This is a genomic window from Streptomyces sp. CS113 (genome assembly GCF_002188365.1).
Taxonomy (GTDB): Bacteria; Actinomycetota; Actinomycetes; order Streptomycetales; family Streptomycetaceae; genus Streptomyces; species Streptomyces tendae.
The window spans coordinates 1277498-1295816 of sequence record NZ_KZ195574.1 but is presented as its reverse complement, the minus strand read 5'-3'; the positions used below and the strand labels follow the sequence as shown (position 1 = coordinate 1295816).

At 71.7% G+C, this 18319-nt stretch carries 16 protein-coding genes; 5 read left to right on the top strand and 11 right to left on the bottom strand.

Annotated features, from left to right (window positions below; genetic code table 11):
* Positions 1-24 precede the first annotated feature (24 nt).
* The 7 genes from pcaD to B9W62_RS05585 are packed head-to-tail and all read right to left on the bottom strand — an operon-like array spanning position 25 to position 6548.
* Positions 25-1152 (bottom strand): bifunctional 3-oxoadipate enol-lactonase/4-carboxymuconolactone decarboxylase PcaDC, encoded by a 1128-nt coding sequence (gene pcaD / locus B9W62_RS05615; RefSeq protein ID WP_087805762.1) that lies wholly within the window; start codon positions 1150-1152, stop codon positions 25-27.
* Positions 1149-2513: a 3-carboxy-cis,cis-muconate cycloisomerase gene (gene pcaB / locus B9W62_RS05610; RefSeq protein ID WP_087805760.1), complete on the bottom strand. Its 1365-nt coding sequence runs from the start codon at positions 2511-2513 to the stop codon at positions 1149-1151. Before pcaB ends, pcaD begins: the two co-directional genes overlap by 4 nt.
* Positions 2510-3115: a protocatechuate 3,4-dioxygenase subunit alpha gene (pcaG, locus tag B9W62_RS05605; protein ID WP_087805758.1), complete on the bottom strand. Its 606-nt coding sequence runs from the start codon at positions 3113-3115 to the stop codon at positions 2510-2512. The genes pcaB and pcaG overlap by 4 nt, the downstream gene beginning before the upstream one ends.
* Positions 3116-3121: 6 nt before the next feature.
* Complete coding sequence (pcaH, locus tag B9W62_RS05600; protein WP_087805756.1) at positions 3122-3895, bottom strand: protocatechuate 3,4-dioxygenase subunit beta; 774 nt, start codon at positions 3893-3895, stop codon at positions 3122-3124.
* 18 nt (positions 3896-3913) lie between these two features.
* Positions 3914-5116: a thiolase family protein gene (locus B9W62_RS05595; protein WP_087805754.1), complete on the bottom strand. Its 1203-nt coding sequence runs from the start codon at positions 5114-5116 to the stop codon at positions 3914-3916.
* Positions 5113-5766, bottom strand: coding sequence for a CoA transferase subunit B (locus tag B9W62_RS05590; RefSeq protein ID WP_087805752.1), 654 nt, complete (start codon positions 5764-5766; stop codon positions 5113-5115). Before B9W62_RS05590 ends, B9W62_RS05595 begins: the two co-directional genes overlap by 4 nt.
* On the bottom strand, positions 5766-6548 hold the full coding sequence (locus tag B9W62_RS05585; protein ID WP_087805750.1) for a CoA transferase subunit A: 783 nt from the start codon (positions 6546-6548) through the stop codon (positions 5766-5768). Before B9W62_RS05585 ends, B9W62_RS05590 begins: the two co-directional genes overlap by 1 nt.
* 208 nt (positions 6549-6756) lie before the next feature.
* Between B9W62_RS05585 and B9W62_RS05580 the strand changes: the two genes are divergently transcribed.
* Positions 6757-7221: a MarR family winged helix-turn-helix transcriptional regulator gene (locus B9W62_RS05580; RefSeq protein ID WP_087805748.1), complete on the top strand. Its 465-nt coding sequence runs from the start codon at positions 6757-6759 to the stop codon at positions 7219-7221.
* Between the two features lie 32 nt (positions 7222-7253).
* Here the strand turns inward: B9W62_RS05580 and B9W62_RS05575 are convergent, their stop codons facing one another.
* Entirely contained in the window at positions 7254-8231 is a 978-nt protein-coding gene (locus B9W62_RS05575; RefSeq protein WP_087811759.1) for a DUF3048 domain-containing protein, read from the bottom strand.
* 211 nt (positions 8232-8442) lie between these two features.
* On the opposite strand from B9W62_RS05575, the gene B9W62_RS05570 reads away from it, so the two are divergent.
* Positions 8443-9633 (top strand): zinc-dependent alcohol dehydrogenase, encoded by a 1191-nt coding sequence (locus B9W62_RS05570; protein ID WP_087805746.1) that lies wholly within the window; start codon positions 8443-8445, stop codon positions 9631-9633.
* 18 nt (positions 9634-9651) lie between these two features.
* On the opposite strand, the gene B9W62_RS05565 is transcribed toward B9W62_RS05570, so the two are convergent.
* On the bottom strand, positions 9652-10719 hold the full coding sequence (locus tag B9W62_RS05565) for an ATP-dependent DNA ligase (protein WP_087805744.1): 1068 nt from the start codon (positions 10717-10719) through the stop codon (positions 9652-9654).
* 208 nt (positions 10720-10927) lie between these two features.
* On the opposite strand from B9W62_RS05565, the gene B9W62_RS05560 reads away from it, so the two are divergent.
* Positions 10928-11263, top strand: coding sequence for a hypothetical protein (locus B9W62_RS05560; protein ID WP_087805742.1), 336 nt, complete (start codon positions 10928-10930; stop codon positions 11261-11263).
* 90 nt (positions 11264-11353) lie between these two features.
* Positions 11354-12379, top strand: a complete 1026-nt coding sequence (ligD, locus tag B9W62_RS05555) for a non-homologous end-joining DNA ligase (RefSeq protein WP_087805740.1) — start codon at positions 11354-11356, stop codon at positions 12377-12379.
* A gap of 16 nt (positions 12380-12395) precedes the next feature.
* Here the strand turns inward: ligD and B9W62_RS05550 are convergent, their stop codons facing one another.
* Both B9W62_RS05550 and B9W62_RS05545 read right to left on the bottom strand, forming a co-directional pair.
* Positions 12396-14585, bottom strand: coding sequence for an OmpL47-type beta-barrel domain-containing protein (locus B9W62_RS05550; protein WP_087805738.1), 2190 nt, complete (start codon positions 14583-14585; stop codon positions 12396-12398).
* Between the two features lie 14 nt (positions 14586-14599).
* Positions 14600-17077, bottom strand: coding sequence for a ThuA domain-containing protein (locus tag B9W62_RS05545; RefSeq protein ID WP_179235365.1), 2478 nt, complete (start codon positions 17075-17077; stop codon positions 14600-14602).
* A 200-nt stretch (positions 17078-17277) separates the two neighbouring features.
* Between B9W62_RS05545 and B9W62_RS05540 the strand changes: the two genes are divergently transcribed.
* Entirely contained in the window at positions 17278-18318 is a 1041-nt protein-coding gene (locus B9W62_RS05540; protein WP_087805734.1) for a multicopper oxidase domain-containing protein, read from the top strand.
* Position 18319: the final 1 nt, after the last annotated feature.

The following is an 18319-nucleotide window of genomic DNA, read 5'->3' as shown; positions in this document are numbered from 1 at the left end:
GCGCCGGAGCACGCCGAGGGGCCGCTACCGCGCGGCGTCGCCCGCCTCCTCGGCCAGTACCCGCTGGGCCGTCGCGAACGCCGAGTTCGCCGCCGGCACCCCGCAGTACACCGCCGTCTGGAGCAGCACCGCCCCGATCTCGTCCGCCGTCAGCCCGTTGCGCCGCGCGGCCCGCACATGCATGGCCAGCTCCTCGTAGTGGCCGTGCGCGACCAGTGCCGTCAGGGTGACCATGCTGCGTTCGCGGCGCGAGAGCGTCTCGTCGGTCCAGATCTCGCCCCACGCGTAGCGCGAGATGAAGTCCTGGAAGCGGGCGGTGAACGGCGTCTGCCGCCCCTGCGCCCGGTCCACGTGCGCGTCGCCCAGCACCTCGCGCCGTACCGCCATGCCGCGCCGGGCCGTGCCGTCGAAGTGCGCCCGCAGCGCCGCCAGCACCGCCTCGGGCCGCTCGGCCGGCGCCAGGTGCGAGGCGCCCGGGAGCTCCGTCAGCGTCGCGCCCGGCACCGCGTCGGCGATCTCCCGCAGGTGCGCGGGCGGCGTCGCCGGGTCCTCGCGTCCCGCGATCAGCAGCGTCGGCGCGGAGATCTCACCGAGCCGGTCCCGCAGGTCGAAGGCGGCCAGCGCGTCGCAGCAGGCCGCGTACGCGCCCGGGTCGGCGTCCCGGTGGTCGCGGACCAGCCGCGGCACGGTGAACCCCGGGGTGAACCACCGCGCGTCCGCGCTCTCCGCCAGCCGTGCCAGGCCCTCCTCGCGCACCCGCGCCGCCCGCTCCCGCCACGGCCGCGCGCCGTTGAAGTGCGCCGACGAGCAGATCACCGCCAGCGACGACACACGCTCCGGACGGTGCACGGCGAGGTGCAGCCCCACCGCTCCGCCCAGGGACACCCCGGCGTAGGCGAACCGCTCCACCCCGAGCGAGTCGGCGAGCGCGAGCACCAGATCGGCCAGGTCGCCGACGGTGGCGCCGGGGCCGATCAGATCGGCCGGCGAACCTCCGTGCCCCGGCAGGTCCCAGCGGATCACCCGGTGTCCGACGGACAGTTCGGGGGCCACCGCGTCCCACAGCGCGTACGAGGTGCCCAGCGAGGGCCCGAGCAGCAGCGGGGGAGCGGATGCGGAGCCTTCGGACAGATGGTTGAGCAGGGTCGTCAACGTCGCTCCAGAGCACGGTCGGTGAGGGCGGCAGCCGCCCCCGTGTAACGGGCGGGGTCGGTCAGGCCGGCCAGGTCGAGGTCCCGCAGCTCCGGTACGCCGGCGAGCAGCTCGCCCAGGCTCCGGTCCTCGGCGTAGCCGCGCGCCGCCAGTTCGGTGAGCAGTTCCTTGGCGCGGGCCCGCCCGAGCACCGGCGCCAGCTCCGCCGAGAGCCGCTCCGACACGATCAGCCCGTGGGTGAGCCCGAGGTGCGCCCGCATCACGTCCGGGCGCACCCGCAGCCCCTCGGCCAGCTCCGCGGCGTCCCGGGCGGCACCGCCGGTCAGCCGCAGCAGGTCCCGCAGCGGCTCCCACTCGGCGTGCCAGGCCCCGGCCGGCCGCTCGTCCTCGGCGGCCAGCGAGCCGTACAGCGTGGCCGCGAGCTGCGGTGCGCGCCGGGCGGCCGCCGCGATCAGCGTGGACCGCACCGGGTTGGCCTTGTGCGGCATCGCTGACGAGCCGCCCCCGCTGCCCTCGGCGACTTCGCCGATCTCGGTCCGGGACAGCGTCAGCACGTCCACGGCGATCTTCCCGAGCGCCCCGGCGGCGAAGGCGAGCGCGCCGGCCAGGTCGGCTACCGGAGTGCGCAGGGCGTGCCAGGGCAACGCGGGTGCGCGCAGCCCGAGTTCACGCGCGTAGGCCGTCGGCAGCGCGGTCGGGTCCGGCGCGCCGTACGCCCCGAAGGCGGCCAGGGTGCCCGCCGCACCGCCGAGCTGGACGGGCAGCGCGTCCCGCACCGCCGTGATCCGGTCCCGCGCGTCCAGCACCAGCGCGCGCCATCCGGCCGCCTTCAGTCCGAAGGCCGTCGGCACGGCGTGCTGGGTGAGTGTCCGGCCCGGCATCGGCGTGTCCCGGTGCTCGGCGGCCAGCCGGGCCAGCGCCGCTTCCGTACGGGCGAGGTCGGGCAGCAGCAGGTCCAGGGTGCGGGCGGCGACCAGCATCGCCGCCGTGTCCAGGATGTCCTGGCTGGTCGCACCCCGGTGCACGTACGGCCCGTACGCCTCGCCGACCGCCCGCGTCAGGTCGGCCACCAGGGGGATGACCGGGTTCCCGCCGCCCCGGGCCCGCTCGGCCAGGGAGCGCGCGTCGAAGGCGCCGGGGTCCGCCGCGGCGGCGCTCACCGCGTTCGCCGCCTCGGCCGGGGCGAGCCCCAGCGCGGCCTGGGCACGGGTCAGCGCCGCCTCCGCGTCGAGCAGGGCCCGCAGATACGCGCGGTCACCGGTCGCCGAGGCGGCCGGCGAGCCGGTCCACCCGGGGGCGAGCAGGCTCGTGTCGGCGCCGGTGTCGCTCCCGGCGGGGTCGGGGACGGCGGGTGATGTCACTGGAACTCCAGGAAGACCGTTTCGCCCTCGCCCTGAAGGCGGATGTCGAAACGGTACGTCCCGCGGCCCTCGTCCCCGGCGACCAGCGTGTCGCGGCGCTCGGCCGGCACCCGGGCCAGCAGCGGGTCGGCCGCGAGCACCGCCTCGTCGCCCGGCAGGTAGATCCGGGTGAACAGGTGCACGAGCAGGCCGCGCGCGAACACGCACACACTCAGGTACGGCGCGCTCCGCCCGCGCCCGCCCGGTCGCAGCGTCCGCGCGTACCAGTGGCCGTTCGCGTCGGTCTGGATGCGTCCGAAGCCGGTGAACTCCACGCCGTTGCGGCCCAGGAAGCCGCCGGAGGCGGGGTCGCGCCGCATCGAGCCGTCGGCGGTCGGTACCCGGCCCTCGGGGTCCGGACCCCACAGCTCCAGCAGGGCGTCGGGCAGCGGATTGCCTTCGCCGTCGTACACGTACCCGTGCACGGTGACCGTGTCCGGGTGTCCGGCGGGCGCGATGTCCTCGCCGCCGCGGAAGGGCAGGGCGTACCCGTAGAAGGGGCCGACCGTGTGCGACGGCGTGGGCGGCACCTGCTCCGGTCCGCTGGTGTCGATCTTCGTCATGGCGGGTCAGCGTCCTTCTTCGATCCAGGTGGCGTTCGGGCCGTCGAGCACGATGTCCCAGTGGTAGCCGAGCGAGAACTCCGGCACGGACAGACTGTGGTCGTACGTCGCGATCAGCCGCTGGCGGGCGGCGTCGTCCGTCACCGACTGCAAGATCGGGTCATACGGGAACAGCGGGTCGTTCGGGAAGTACATCTGCGTGACCAGGCGCTGTGTGAACGCCGAGCCGAACACGGAGAAGTGGATGTGCGCCGGGCGCCAGGCGCCCACGTGGTTGCGCCACGGGTAGGGGCCGGGCTGCACGGTCGTGAAGCGGTAGAAGCCGTCGTCGTCGGAGAGGGTGCGGCCCACGCCGGTGAAGTTCGGGTCCAGCGGCGCGTCGTGCTGCTCGCGCTGATGGGCGTACCGCCCGGCCGAGTTGGCCTGCCAGATCTCCACGAGCTGCCCGCGCACGGGCCTGCCGTCCCGGTCGAGGAGGCGGCCGGAGACGGTGATGCGCTCGCCGACCGGCTCCCCGGTGTGCTGCCGGGTCAGGTCGTTGTCGATCTCGGTGATGTCCCGCTCGCCGAAGGCGGGCGAGGACAGCTCCACCAGCTCCGGGTCCTTGGTGACGTCGATGGCGATCGGCGGCTGCTTCGGGTGCCGCAGCACCGAGGAGCGGTACGGGGCGTAGTCGCGGCGCGGATGGTGCTCGACGGGGCCGCCGCCGGCGACCCGCTTCTCGTAGGCGGCGTGTTCGGCCGCGATCTCCGCGTCGATGTCGTGCTGGGTGAGAGTCATAGGGGATCCCGGGGGTGACTAGCGGTCGAGGACCAGGGCGAGGCCCTGGCCGACGCCGATGCAGAGGGTGGCGACGCCGGTGCCGCCACCCTTGCGGGCGAGCTGGTGGGCGACGGTGCCGGCGAGGCGGGCGCCCGACGCGCCGAGCGGGTGGCCGAGGGCGATGGCGCCGCCCTGCGGGTTGAGGACCGCGGGGTCGAACTCGGGCCACTCGGCGACGCAGCCCAGCACCTGGGCGGCGAACGCCTCGTTGAGTTCGAGCACGTCCAGGTCGGCGAAGCTCCGGCCGGCCTTGGCGAGCGCGCGGTTCACGGCCTCGACGGGGGCGAGCCCGAAGTACTGCGGGTCGGTCGCCGAGACGCCGGTCGCGGAGACCCGGGCGAGCGGCTCGCGTCCGGTGGCCCGCAGACCCTCCTCGTCGACCAGGAGCAGCGCCGCGGCGCCGTCGTTGAGCGGGGAGGCGTTCCCCGCGGTCACCGTGCCGTCGGTCTCCCTGAAGGACGGCCTGAGCCTGGCCATCGCCTCCAGGGACGCGTCCGCGCGTACGCACTCGTCGGCGGCGAAGTCCACCGGGTCGCCCTTGCGGCGCGGCACCGGGACGGCGGTGATCTCGGCGTCGAACAGGCCGTCGGCCTGGGCGCGGGCCGCCTTCCCGTGCGAGGCGAGGGCGTACGCGTCCTGCTGCTCGCGGGTGATCTGGTGCTTGTCCGCGATCAGCTCCGCCGACTCGCCGAGCGGGATGGTCCACTGCGGGTCCATCGCCGGGTTGACCATGCGCCAGCCCAGGGTGGTCGAGTACATCTCGGTGTGCCCGGCCGGGAAGGGCCGGTCCGACTTGGGCAGTACGTACGGCGCCCGGGTCATCGACTCCACGCCGCCCGCGAGCGCGACCGAGGCGTCGCCGACCGCGATGGCGCGGGCGGCCTGGATCACCGCTTCGAGCCCGGAGGCGCACAGCCGGTTCACCGTGACGCCGGGGACGGTGGTGGGCAGGCCGGCCAGGAGGGCGGCCATGCGGGCGACGTTGCGGTTCTCCTCGCCCGCGCCGTTGGCGTTCCCGAAGTACACGTCGTCGATCCGGGACGGGTCCAGGTCGGGAGTGCGGCCGAGGAGTGCACGGATCGCGTGCGCGGCCAGGTCGTCCGGGCGCACGCCCGCCAGACCCCCGTTGTACTTGCCGAACGGGGTGCGCACCGCGTCGACGAGGTAGACGTCCCTCACTTCAGTCCCTCCGCGCTCTTCGCGACGACGAGCTTGGCATCGGTCTTGGCGACGACCTCGTCGACGTCGACGCCCGGGGCGGTCTCCACCAGGACCAGGCCGTCGTCGGTGACGTCGAGGACGCCAAGGTCGGTGATGACGCGGTCGACGCACGCCTTGCCGGTGAGCGGCAGGGCGCACTCCGCGAGGATCTTGGGCGAGCCGTCCTTGGCGGTGTGGGTCATCACCACGATGACGGTGCGGGCGCCGTGGACGAGGTCCATCGCGCCGCCGATCCCGGTGATCATCTTGCCCGGGATCGCCCAGTTCGCCAGGTCGCCGGAGGCGGAGACCTGCATCGCGCCGAGCACCGCCACGTCGATGTGCCCGCCGCGGATCATGCCGAAGGACAGGGCCGAGTCGAAGAAGGCGGCGCCCGGCCGGACCGTGACCGTCTCCTTGCCCGCGTTGATCAGGTCGGGGTCCACCTCGGCCTCGGTCGGGTACCGGCCGGTGCCCAGGATGCCGTTCTCCGACTCCAGGGTGACCTCGACGCCCTCGGGGAGGTAGTTCGGGATCAGGGTGGGCAGACCGATGCCGAGATTGACGTACTGGCCGTCGCGCAGCTCCAGCGCGGCCCGCGCGGCCATCTGTTCACGCGTCCAGGACATCAGGAACCCACCGTCCCACGCGCCGCGGGCGCGGAAGTCGTACGCCGCTCTATCTTCTTGTCGGTGGCCTGCTCGGGGGTGAGGGCCACCACCCGCTGGACGAAGATCCCCGGCAGGTGCACCGCGTCCGGGTCGATCTCGCCGGGCTCGACCAGCTCCTCCACCTCGGCGACCGTCACCCGTCCGGCCATCGCGGCCAGCGGGTTGAAGTTCCGGGACGACTTGGCGAAGACCAGGTTGCCGTGCCGGTCGCCCTTCGCCGCGCGGACCAGCGCGAAGTCCGTACGGATGCCGCGCTCCAGCACGTACTCCGTCCCGTCGAACTCGCGGACCTCCTTCGGCGGCGAGGCCAGCGCGACGCCGCCGGACCCGTCGTAGCGCCACGGCAGCCCGCCGTCGGCGACCTGGGTGCCGACCCCGGCGGGGGTGTAGAAGGCGGGGATGCCCGCGCCGCCGGCCCGCAGCCGCTCGGCCAGGGTGCCCTGGGGGATCATCTCGACCTCCAGCTCCCCGCCGAGGTACTGGCGAGCGAACTCCTTGTTCGCGCCGATGTAGGACCCGGTCACCCGGGCGATGCGCCCGGCGGCCAGCAGGACGGCCAGCCCGGAGTCCATCGCCCCGCAGTTGTTGGAGACCACCGACAGTCCGCCGGTCCCGCGCTCGTACAGCGCCTCGATCAGCACGTTCGGCACACCGCTCAGCCCGAAACCGCCCACCGCGAGCGACGCGCCGTCGGCCACGTCGGCCACCGCCGCACCGGCCGTGGCCACCACCTTGTCCATCCGAGAAGCCCCATCTCTTCCGCGCGCCCTGGAGAAGATAGTCAGGGCACTGAGTATTTCGGCGAGGTTGCCCACACGCTGCCACCGGACGGCCGGGGCGTCAAGACCCACAAAATACGAGGTAGATCGTGTATGGCGTTCTTGGATGGCCGCGCTCCGCGCCATGTATCGTCAGTGCACCGATGAAAGTGACCAGGGGAGCGCACGCATGGCAGCGGTCGATCTGACCACCCACCCCGGCCATCTGGCCCGGCGGCTGCAGCAGGCGCACTACCTGCTGTGGAACACGATGGTTTCCGAGGAGACCACCTCGCCGCAGTACGCCGTCCTCAACGCCCTGGTCGCCGAGCCGGGCCTGGACCAGCGCACCGTGGGGGCGCGGGTGGGCCTGGACCGGTCCACCATCGCCGAGGTGGTCAGCCGGCTCGGCCGCCGCGGGCTGCTCGACAAGGTCCGCGACCCGCAGGACGGCCGCAGGTCGCTGCTCCGGCTCACCGACGAGGGCCAGCGCGTCCACCGCCGACTGGGCGTCCGGGTCGCCCGTATGAACCAGGTGTTCCTCGCCCCGCTCGCCGCGGACGAGCAGGCGGTCTTCATCGACCTCATGCGCCGGGTCGCGGACGCCGCGGAAGGGCTCCGCAACCCGGCGGAGCCGACGGCGGCACCGGGCTGACCGGGGACTTCACTCCGTCGGGATCGCCCGGCTCAGGAGTGTCCGGCGAAGACCACCCACACCTGGCCCTCGGCGAAGTTCAGCGGCTCGCCGTCCTCGCCGGTGAAGGTCGTGCCGTCCGCGGCCGCCCCGCGCTTCCAGGTCGCGTCGTAGGCGCGCCCGTCGCGCAGCACCTCCGCCTCCCCGGAGCCCACCGACTCGACGTACGGCGAGTTGCTGCCGCGGAAGTCGCGGAAGTCCGACTCGCGCACCTTCACGTGTTGCACGACGACCGTGGCCGGGCCCAGCCGCCCGCCGTCCGCCGTGCGGGCCGGGGAGCCGTCCATGGAGACCAGCCACCGGTCCCGGCTGTCGGACCAGGTGAAGGTGAAGCTCGCCGAGGGGTAGCGCACCGTGTGCGTGGACTCCGCGCGCCCGCCCGCCGGGGCCTTGCCGTAGGTGAAACCGGTGGTCAGGGCCGCGGGGCCCGAGGGCTTCCGGAGCAGCTCGCCCGGCCGCAGGTAGAGGTTGTGCGGGGCCTGCCGGTCCCCGGCGCGGACGTAGGCGTCGGAGTCCTCGCCCGGCGGCTCCGCGCGCAGGGGCGCCTTGTCGATGAGCGGCAGGAGCTTGCTCTGCGCGCCGGAGAACGCCAGCACCGGCCGGTCGAACTGGCCGAGCAGCTCCAGGTCGGACTCGCGGGCGCTGCGCACCGGCCCGACCGACGCGGGCAGCTCGGTGGCGTAGATCGCCATCAGCCGGCTCAGTCCGGCCTCCACCGGCTCGGCGTAGACGACGTCCGCGGCCTCCAGGCCCCTCTGCGGGCGGGCCTCGCGCACGTTGTCGACCTTCACGGCGAGCACCGGCCCGGAAGCGCGGGCGGCACTGTGCGACCGCTCCGGTCGCGGCGCGTGCGACGCCCGTCCGTCGTCCTTCGCGCCGGGCCCCGCCGTGCAGCCCGCCGCGGCCAGTGAGACCGCCACCGCCGCCGTCAGCAGGGCGGCGCACCGCCCCCTGCGCGTTCCTCTTCGCATCCCGGCCATCCGTCCACCCATCCCGTGTCATTGATTGTGCGCTTCTTGAAGCATTTAGTGCCATACCTGACTGAATCCGATACGGCACACGGTACGAGGCAGATAATCCGCTGTTCGGCCGAAAAGACCGCCGGGTTCGGCGACGGGAGCCGCGGGGTACCCGGCCGCCACGCAGAACCGACGCGCACGGCGACGGAGGGAGCGCGGGGCGATGAAGGCAGTGACATGGCAGGGCAAGCGGGACGTGCGGGTCGAGGACGTGCCGGACCCGAGGATCGAGGAGCCGACCGACGCGGTCATCCGCGTCACCTCCTCCGGGCTGTGCGGCTCCGACCTGCACCTCTACGAAGTGCTCACGCCGTTCATGACACCGGGCGACATCCTCGGCCACGAGCCCATGGGCATCGTGGAGGAGGTCGGCCCCGAGGTGACCAACCTGAAGCCCGGCGACCGGGTCGTGGTGCCGTTCCAGATCGCGTGCGGACACTGCTACATGTGCGACACCGGGCTGCCGACCCAGTGCGAAACCACCCAGGTCACCGGCGAGGGCATGGGCGCGCCGCTGTTCGGCTACACCCGCCTGTACGGCGCGGTGCCCGGCGGCCAGGCCGAGTACCTGCGCGTGCCGCAGGCCCAGTACGGCCCCATCAAGGTGCCCGAGGGCCCGGCCGACGACCGCTTCGTCTACCTCTCCGACGTGCTGCCCACCGCCTGGCAGGCGGTCGAGTACGCGTCCGTCCCGCAGGGCGGCAGCGTCGCCGTGCTGGGCCTCGGCCCGATCGGCGACATGGCCTGCCGGATCGCCCGGCTCAAGGGAGTCGACAAGGTGTTCGGCGTGGATCTCGTGCCGGAGCGGCTGGAGCGGGCCCGCGAGCGGGGCGTGGAGACGTTCGACCTGCGGTCCTTCGACAACGAGAAGGAGCTCGTCGCCGCGATCCAGGACCGGACGGACGGCCGCGGCCCCGACGCCGTGATCGACGCGGTCGGCACCGAGGCGCACGGCGGCGCCGTGGCCAAGCTGGTGCAGCAGACCGCCGCGGTAATGCCCCGGGCCATCGGCGGGCCCCTGGCGGAGAGGTTCAGCGTCGACCGGCTCGCCGCCCTCTACACCGCGATCGACCTGGTGCGCCGCGGCGGCACCATCTCGCTGTCCGGCGTGTACGGCGGCATGGCCGACCCGATGCCGATGCTCACCCTGTTCGACAAGCAGGTCCAGCTGCGGATGGGCCAGGCCAACGTACGCCGCTGGAGCGACGAGATCGTGCCGTACCTGACCGACCAGGACCCGCTCGGTGTGGACGGCTTCGCCACCCACCGGGTGCCGCTGGCGGACGCGCCGCACGCCTACGAGATGTTCCAGAAGAAGCAGGACGGCGCGGTCAAGGTGCTGATGAAGCCGTAGGAGACCGGGGGCGGTGCGTCAGGGCCCGCCGAGGATCTCCGCCAGGTCGTAGCGGACCGGCTCCTCCAACTGCGCGTACGTGCAGCTCTCGGGGGTCCGGTCCGGGCGCCAGCGGCGGAAGCGGGCCGTGTGCCTAAAGCGCGCCCCGTTCTCCATGTGGTCGTAGGCCACCTCGACGACCCGCTCGGGGCGCAGCGGCACCCAGGACAGGTCCTTCTTGCCCGACCAGCGGCTCGGCGCGCCCGGCAGCCGCGCCGACTCGTGCGCGGCCTCCTCGGCCCAGGCGGCCCACGGATGCCCCCGGGCGTCGTCCATGCGCAGCGGCGCCAGCTCCTCCACCAGCTCGGCCCGGCGCTTCATGGTGAAGGCGGCACTCACCCCCACGTGCTGGAGCACGCCCCGGTCGTCGTACAGGCCGAGCAGCAGCGAGCCGACCACGGGCCCGCTCTTGTGGAAGCGGTACCCGGCGACGACGACGTCCGCCGTCCGCTCGTGCTTGATCTTGTACATGGCCCGCTCGTCCTGCCGGTAGCGCAGATCGAGCGGTTTGGCGACGACGCCGTCGAGTCCCGCCCCCTCGTACTGCTCGAACCACCGCCGGGCCACCTCGATGTCGTCCGTCGCCGGCGCCACGTGCACCGGCGGCGTCACCCCCGACAGCGCCCGCACCAGCAGCGCCCGCCGGTCGGCCAGCCCCACGTCGAGCAGGGACGCGTCGTCCAGGGCCAGCAGGTCGAAGGCCACCAGCGAGGCCGGCGTGCGCTCCGCCAGCGTCCGCACCCGCGAGTCCGCCGGATGGATCCGCTCGGTGAGCGCGTCGAAGTCCAGATGCCCGTCCCGCGCGATCACGATCTCCCCGTCCACCACGCACCGCTCGGGCAACCGCTCCCGCAGCGCCGTCACCAGCTCCGGGAAGTACCTGGTCAACGGCTTGCCCGTACGACTCCCCAGCTCCACCTCGTCCCCGTCCCGAAACACGATCGCCCGAAACCCGTCCCACTTCGCCTCGTAGTGCATCCCCGGCGGAATCTTCGCCACGGACTTGGCAAGCATCGGCTTCACGGGCGGCATGACGGGGAGGTCCATGGTCCGATTCTGTGCACCGCCGGTGGCACTCCGCCTGTCGAGCCCGACGCCGGAAGTGCCCGTCAGGGAGCGGACGCGGCTCGTGCGGCTCGGTCGGAGCGGCCTTCTCGGCCCGTTCACTCAAACGGGTCCATCCCGTCGAACCGCCGGACAGTACGACACCGTGACATCACACTTCCTAGACGCTGTCGACACTGAGGGAGAACCCGTGGCCAGTCCCTACATCAACGCCCCGCTCACGCCGACCCGCCCGCGTATATATACGTCGATCCTGGCCAAGGTGGTGTGGACGCTCGTCCCGATCGTCACCCTGGGGCTCGCCGCCGCCGTTCCGTTCGTCGTGGCCGCGGTCAAAGGCGTCGTGAAGCCCTGGCTGGCGGGGGTGTACATCGTGGGGGACGCCGTCTTCTCCGCCGCCATGGCGATCAGCCCCGGCGCCGACGACACCAATCCCGTCCCAGGATTCCTCATGGTCCTGCTGATCATCACCGCTGCCACGCACACCGCACTCCTCGACAACGAGAGGATCAGCATCGGCAAATAGGCACCCGGCGGCCGCGCAGGCCGTGGTCTGCGTGCCCCCTCCCCGAGTTCCGATATGCGGAGCGGTAACGCTGCGCCTACCGTGGCTCGCATGGCGGAAGCGGTGGAGCTGGAGGCGGGTGGGCGGAGTGTGCGGCTGTCCAGCCCGGGGAAGGTGTTCTTCCCGGAGCACGGGTACACCAAGCTGGACGTGGCCCGCTACTACCAGGCCGTCGCCCCCGGCATCCTGCGTGCGCTGCGCGAGAGGCCCACCACGCTTCAGCGCTACCCGGACGGCATCGACGGCGAGTGGTTCTACCAGAAGCGCGCGCCCAAGGGCATGCCCGACTGGATTCCGACCGCGCACATCACCTTCCCCAGCGGACGCAGCGCCGACGAGATGTGTCCCACCGAGGAGGCGGCCGTGCTGTGGGCCGCCCAGTACGGCACCCTCACCTTCCACCCCTGGCCGGTGCGCCGGGACGACGTCGACCACCCCGACGAACTGCGCATCGACCTCGATCCGCAGCCCGGGACGGATTACGACGACGCCGCCCGCGCGGCCCACGAACTGCGCGCGGTGCTGGAGGAGTTCGGCGGTCTGCGCGGCTGGCCCAAGACGTCCGGCGGGCGCGGCATCCACGTCTTCGTGCCGATCGAGCCGCGCTGGACCTTCACCCAGGTGCGGCGCGCCGCGATCGCCGTCGGCCGTGAGATGGAACGGCGGATGCCCGAGCGGGTCACCATCAAGTGGTGGAAGGAGGAGCGCGGCGAGCGCATCTTCATCGACTACAACCAGACCGCCCGCGACCGCACCATCGCCTCCGCCTACTCCGTGCGGCCCCGCCCGCACGCGCCCGTCTCCGCCCCGCTGACCTGGGACGAGGTGGGGGTCGCGCACCCGCGGGACTTCGACATCACGACCATGCCCGCGCGCTTCGCCGAACTCGGCGACGTGCACGCGGGCATGGACGACACGAGGTACTCCCTCGACGCGCTGCTGGAGCTGGCGACGAAGGACGAGCACGACCACGGGCTCGGTGATCTGCCGTACCCGCCCGAGTATCCGAAGATGCCGGGCGAGCCGAGCCGGGTCCAGCCCAGCCGGGCCAGGAAGAAGGCTCCCGGCCCGGACTGAGCCACGACGCGGACCCCTAGAGGTCCTTGATCCGGACGTCGCGGTACGAGATCACGTCCGACGTGCTGTGCACCTGAAGTCCGACGTAGCCGGAGGCGAACCGCCGCCCGTCCGTGCCCGGGTCGTCCGAGCGCTCGGGGTAGAAGGTCTGCCCGCCGAAGTTGTCGAACTCGTTGATCAGCACACCGTTGCGGTAGATCGAGTAGTGCTGGTCCACCACCCGGATCTCGTAGTCGTTCCAGGTGCCCTTCTCGGTGACGCCCGCGCCGGCCAGGCCGACCCGGTCGAAGCCGTAGACGGAACCGGACTTGTACATGTCGCCGGTGGGGCTGTCGAACGCCTGGATCTCGTGCCCGTACTTGATGGCGACCCACTCCGGACGCGACTCCTCCGGGTGGTCGTGCACCTGCGGGAAGCGCACGAAGACGCCGCCGTTGGTGTTGGTGGTGCCCGCCGCGTCGTCACGCCACTGGAGCTTCAGCGAGAAGTCGCCGTACTTGCGCTCCGGGAACCAGAGCATGCCCATGCCGGGCGTGCTGGTGCTGGACGTGATCGACCCGTCCGGGTTCAGCCCGAACGAACCGCCGCCCACCTGCTCCCACTTGGCGAAGGACTCCTGGCTGCCGTCGAGGATCGTGCGGTAGCCCTCGGTCTGGCCGGGCTGACCGATCTTCGACTGCTTGGCGGCCTTGTTGATCGCCCGGTACTCCCGCTTGTCGACGACGCCCTCGTCCAGGAGGCCGTCCATGACCTCACGGACGTGCTTGAGGAACAGCGCCTGGGACGTCCACTCCTTCTCGTCCTCGATCATCTCGTTGATCCGGCACCGGTTGTTGGTGACCCGGTTCGGCACCCCCGAGTCGACCGTGCCGACGATCACCGTCTGGCGCTCGTCGTACTCCGGGCAGGGCGGCGGCGGCACCTGGCCCGACACCACCGTGAAGCTCACGGTCAGCGGCTCGGAGGTGTTGCCCGCCTTGTCGCTCGCCCGGTACGCCACGGTGTGCCGGCCCACGCGGTCCACGACCACCGGGGCGGTGTACGCCAGGTAGGGCCCGGCGTCCAGCGAGTACTCCACACCGGCGACACCGGAACCGCCCTCGTCCGCGGCGTTCACGGTCACCTTCGCGCTGCCGACGTAGGCGCCGTCGGAGTTCTTGGTGCCGTCCACGGTCGCGCCGGTCACCGGCGGGGTGGTGTCCTGCGGGGGAGCGGCGACCACGGTGAAGGCGACGCTCTTCTCCGCGGCGACGTTGCCCGCCTTGTCGGTGGCCCGGTAGCGCACGGTGTGCTCGCCGACCGCGTGCACCATGACCGGCGCCGTGTACGCCGTCCAGGCGCCGTCGCCGACCGCGTACTCGATGGTGTTGACCCCGGAACCGGTGTCGGAGGCGGTGACGGTCACCGTCGCCATGTCGATGTACGCGCCGTCCGGGTTCTTCTCACCGCTCACCGTCGCCGAGGTCTCCGGCGCGGTCGTGTCGTCGGTGTCGGGCGCGGCCACCGCGAAGGTGACGCTCTTCTCCTCGGCCGCGTTGCCCGCCTTGTCGAACGCCCGGTAGCGCACGACGTGTTCACCGACCTGGTCGACGACGACCGGCGTGGTGTACGGCTGCCAGGCGCCGTCGGCACCGAGCGCGTACTCGATCCGCTCCACGCCCGAGCCGCCCTCGTCGGTGGCGGCGATGCTCACGGTCGCCGAACCGACGTACGCGCCGTCGGCGTTCTGCGTGCCGCCCACGTCGGCCGAGGTGGCGGGTGCCGTGGTGTCCTCGCCGCCACCGCCCTCGGTGACCACGAGTACGCCCGTCATCTGGCCGTGGCCCGGGATCGTGCAGTGGTACATGTACTTGCCGGGGGTGAGGGTGACCTCGGCGGTGTGCTTGCCGCCCTCGGAGTCGTTCGGGTTGGCCAGGATGTTCAGCTGGACGTCCTGGTTGTACGCGGGGTCGCTGGTCATGAACGTCAGCGTGTGCGGCATGCCGGTGGTGTTGCCGGTGGCCTCACTGTTCTCGAAGACGATCGTGGCCGGACCGGCCACCGCCGTCTCCGGCGCCGACGTGTACTTGGTGATGTCGTCACCGGCCGTCCAGGTGAGCACCTGGTCGGCGGCGGCCGCGGCGGGTGCCTTCGCGGGCTGCCCGGAGGCGGACGTCGCCTGTAGTCCGAGCACCATCAGCAGGCCGGCCAGCAGCGCGGCCCACATTCTTCGTTGGCGTATCACTCGCTCCCCCTCGCCAGCTGTCCGGCGGCCGGCGTCGGGCCGCCGCCCTCGTAGGTGACCCGCCACAGGGCCGACTTGGAGTCCGAGGTGAAGAAGCCGCGGCCGTAGTCCAGGACGTACAGCGCGCCGTCCGGACCGAACTTCCAGCCCATCAGGTTCTTGATGCCGTCGTTGCCGATCGGCACGATCTTCTTCAGGGACTCCGAGTGCACCGGCAGACCGCCGTCGCCCTGCGTCTTCGGGTCCATCAGCACCGCGTTGCGCGGCTGGTCGGCGTCGTAGAAGTCACCGACGAACCACTTGCCGTCCCAGTACGCGGGCCACTTGGTGTCACTGGTGCTGTCGGCGTCGTAGCGGTAGAGCGGGCCGTTCATCGCGGCCTGGCCGCCGCCCTTGAGCCAGGGCAGCCGGTAGGTGGCCTCGTCCTGCTTGTACGACGGGACGCCGTTCTCGTCGCGCGGGTAGTCGGGGCCGCCGCCCTGCGGCGAGTACCAGATGTTGTTGCCGGTCACCGGCGGCAGGTTGACCAGGCCGTCGTTGTTCGGCGACTCGTTCTTCGGGTGGTCGCAGTCGTACCAGCCCAGCGGCTTCGACGGGTCCGGCAGGTTCCGGTCCCGGTACGGCTGCTTGTTGCCCATGCAGTACGGCCAGCCGCGGTTGCTCGCCTTGGTGATGGTGGCGAACGTGTCGTACTTGGCCGGACCCCACGTCGGCGACGGTGCACCGGCGTCCGGGCCGACCCAGCCCGCGTACAGGGTGTCGGTCTTCTTGTCGACGGAGATGCGCGCCGGGTTGCGGACGCCCATCACGTAGATCTCGCCGCGCGTCTTGCCGCCGCCCTCGGCGGTCTCCTTGCCGGTGAAGAGGTTGCCCTCCGGGAGCGTGTACGTCCCGTCCGGCTCCGGGTGGATGCGCAGGATCTTGCCGTTGAGGTTGTTGGTGTTTCCGGCGGTGCGGCGCGCGTCGGCGAAGGACACGCCCTTGAAGTTGGGCTGCGGGTTGTTGCCGGAGTAACCGTCGCTGAAACCACTGGAGTTGTTGTCACCGGTGGCGATGTACAGGTTCCCCTTGGAGTCCCAGGCCAGCCCGCCGCCCGCGTGGCAGCAGCTGTGGATCTGCACCGGCCACTTCAGCAGCACCTTCTCGCTGCCCAGGTCCAGCTTGTTGGTGGCCTTGTCGAGGGTGAAGCGGGAGACCCTCCGCTCGGCCATGTGGGTGTCCCGGTTGATCTGGGAGTGCGGGGTGTAGTGCAGGTACACCCACCCGTTCTCCTCGAACCCCGGGTCCAGTTCGATGCCGAGCAGGCCCTCCTCGACCTTGGTCAGCTCGTCGCCGCCGCCCTTGTTGCCGAAGACGGTCAGCGCACCGGCCAGGGTGACCTTGTCGGTCTTCGGGTCCCAGACGTGGATCTCGCCCGTGCCCTTGCCGACGTTCGGGTCGTTCCAGTCGGTCACCACGGGGTGCGAGGAGTCCGTGCCGCCGCGGCCGATGTAGAAGACGCGGCCGTCGGGGGCGGTGACCAGGCCGTGCGGTTCGCCGATCTGGTCGTTCTGGCCGGGCTGGTTGGGGTCGGTGAGCCGTTCGGCCTTGTAGTTGGCGTTGATGGTCGCCTTGCAGTCGGCCTGCGACAGCCGGGTCGTCCACATCAGGGCGCCGCGCAGATGGGTGCGGAAGTCGGTCTCGTCGTACGACGAGACCGTGCCGCCCATGCCGGTGTAGAAGGACCGGCCGCCGTCGTAGTCACGGCACCAACTGACCGGATGGTCCGCCCCGTTGGCACTCGTCCCGGGCGCGTACGTCGACTCGCGCACCCGGGCCACGGTGTGGACCTCACCGGACGGGTTCTTCTGCCAGTTCAGCCACTCGTCGGGGCGCTTCCACTCCAGCGGCAGGTCCTTGGTGGCCGGATGCCGCCGGTCACCGACCTCGACCGTGGCCCGCTGGACCTTGGTCGGACTGCCCGCGGCCGGACGGGCGCCGACCAGACCGGTGAACCAGTCCGAGTACGGTTCCGCGCGGGCCGCGTCGTGGACGCCGACGAACCCGCCGCCGGCCTCCATGTACGCTTCCAGGCCGGCCTCCTGAGCGGGTGTCAGCACGTCGCCGCCGCCGGTCAGGAACACGACCGCGTTGAAGCGGCCGAGCTTCTTCTCGTTGGTGAAGACGTTGGCGTTGTCCGTGGCCTCGACCGAGAACTGCTCCTTGGCAGGCCCGGAGAGACCGATCCGCTCGATGGCCGCGATACCGGCGTTCACCACCGGTGACTCGTCCCCGGCGGCGGCGGAACCGTAGAAGATCAGCACCCGTACGTTGGCGCCGCCCGGTGGCGACTTGATCGACATCGTTGTCAGGGATGGGTCCGGCGCCGGACGTGCGCTGGCGGCAGGGCCAGCCAGCAGTCCCGCGGCGACGAAAGCGGCGGTGGCGCACGCCGTCCAGCCTCTTCTTCTCGCGCTCAACCCTCTTAAGGGCATGGGCACCTCCTCGGTCACGGCAGCAGCGCCAAGGAAGCTAGACCTCTTTGCGCGGTACGCCAATAGGTATGACCGCAATCGAACGAACTTTGTCCTGAGTGTGGATAAACACGGCGGCAACCGGTACGGTCCCACAGGCTCATCACAGCCAATCAGGTCCTGGGTCTGCGCACATTCCGTATCGGCGTGGGGAGTTCGGCATGGACAGGCGAGGCTTCAACCGACGGGTACTGCTGGGCGGCGCGGCTGCCGCGACATCGTTGTCCATCGCCCCGGAGGTCGCGGGCGCGGCCCCCGCGGCCAAGGGGATCACCGCGAAGACGGCGCCGGCCGGGGGCGAGGTGAGACACCTCAAGATGTACGCCGAGAAGCTGGCGGACGGCCAGATGGGCTACGGCTTCGAGAAGGGCAAGGCGACCGTCCCGGGCCCGCTCATCGAGCTCAACGAGGGCGACACGGTGCACATCGAGTTCACCAACACCATGGACGTGCGGGCGAGTCTGCACGTCCACGGCCTGGACTACGAGATCTCCAGCGACGGCACCGCGATGAACAAGAGCGACGTCGAGCCCGGGGGCACCCGCACCTACACCTGGCGCACCCACAAGCCCGGACGCCGCGACGACGGCACCTGGCGGCCGGGCAGCGCGGGCTACTGGCACTACCACGACCACGTGGTCGGCACCGAGCACGGCACCGGGGGCATCCGCAACGGCCTGTACGGCCCCGTGATCGTGCGCCGCAAGGGCGACGTGCTGCCGGACGCCACGCACACGATCGTCTTCAACGACATGACCATCAACAACCGCAAGCCGCACACCGGCCCGGACCTCGAGGCCACCGTCGGCGACCGCGTCGAGATCGTCATGATCACACACGGCGAGTACTACCACACGTTCCACATGCACGGTCACCGCTGGGCGGACAACCGCACCGGCATCCTCACCGGACCCGACGACCCGAGCCGGGTCATCGACAACAAGATCACCGGCCCGGCGGACTCCTTCGGCTTCCAGATCATCGCGGGGGAAGGGGTCGGCGCGGGGGCGTGGATGTACCACTGCCACGTGCAGAGCCACTCCGACATGGGAATGGTGGGAATGTTCCTGGTGAAGAAGCCGGACGGCACGATCCCCGGGTACGAACCGCACGAGCACGGCGGGGCGACCGCGAAGAGCGGGGAGAGCGCCGCGAGCGCGGAGCCGACGGGCGAGGCGGCCGCGCACGAACACCACCACTGAG

Excerpts from the sequence above, each read along its gene's own strand:
- pcaG (WP_087805758.1), bottom strand. The coding sequence starts at position 3,115 with ATGACGAAGATCGACACCAGCGGACCGGAGCAGGTGCCGCCCACGCCG.
- pcaH (WP_087805756.1), bottom strand. The coding sequence starts at position 3,895 with ATGACTCTCACCCAGCACGACATCGACGCGGAGATCGCGGCCGAACAC.
- B9W62_RS05590 (WP_087805752.1), bottom strand. The coding sequence starts at position 5,766 with ATGTCCTGGACGCGTGAACAGATGGCCGCGCGGGCCGCGCTGGAGCTG.
- B9W62_RS05585 (WP_087805750.1), bottom strand. The coding sequence starts at position 6,548 with ATGGACAAGGTGGTGGCCACGGCCGGTGCGGCGGTGGCCGACGTGGCC.
- B9W62_RS05580 (WP_087805748.1), top strand. The coding sequence starts at position 6,757 with ATGGCAGCGGTCGATCTGACCACCCACCCCGGCCATCTGGCCCGGCGG.
- B9W62_RS05575 (WP_087811759.1), bottom strand. The coding sequence starts at position 8,231 with ATGCGAAGAGGAACGCGCAGGGGGCGGTGCGCCGCCCTGCTGACGGCG.
- B9W62_RS05570 (WP_087805746.1), top strand. The coding sequence starts at position 8,443 with ATGAAGGCAGTGACATGGCAGGGCAAGCGGGACGTGCGGGTCGAGGAC.
- B9W62_RS05565 (WP_087805744.1), bottom strand. The coding sequence starts at position 10,719 with ATGGACCTCCCCGTCATGCCGCCCGTGAAGCCGATGCTTGCCAAGTCC.
- ligD (WP_087805740.1), top strand. The coding sequence starts at position 11,354 with ATGGCGGAAGCGGTGGAGCTGGAGGCGGGTGGGCGGAGTGTGCGGCTG.
- B9W62_RS05550 (WP_087805738.1), bottom strand. The coding sequence starts at position 14,585 with ATGTGGGCCGCGCTGCTGGCCGGCCTGCTGATGGTGCTCGGACTACAG.
- B9W62_RS05545 (WP_179235365.1), bottom strand. The coding sequence starts at position 17,077 with ATGCCCTTAAGAGGGTTGAGCGCGAGAAGAAGAGGCTGGACGGCGTGC.
- B9W62_RS05540 (WP_087805734.1), top strand. The coding sequence starts at position 17,278 with ATGGACAGGCGAGGCTTCAACCGACGGGTACTGCTGGGCGGCGCGGCT.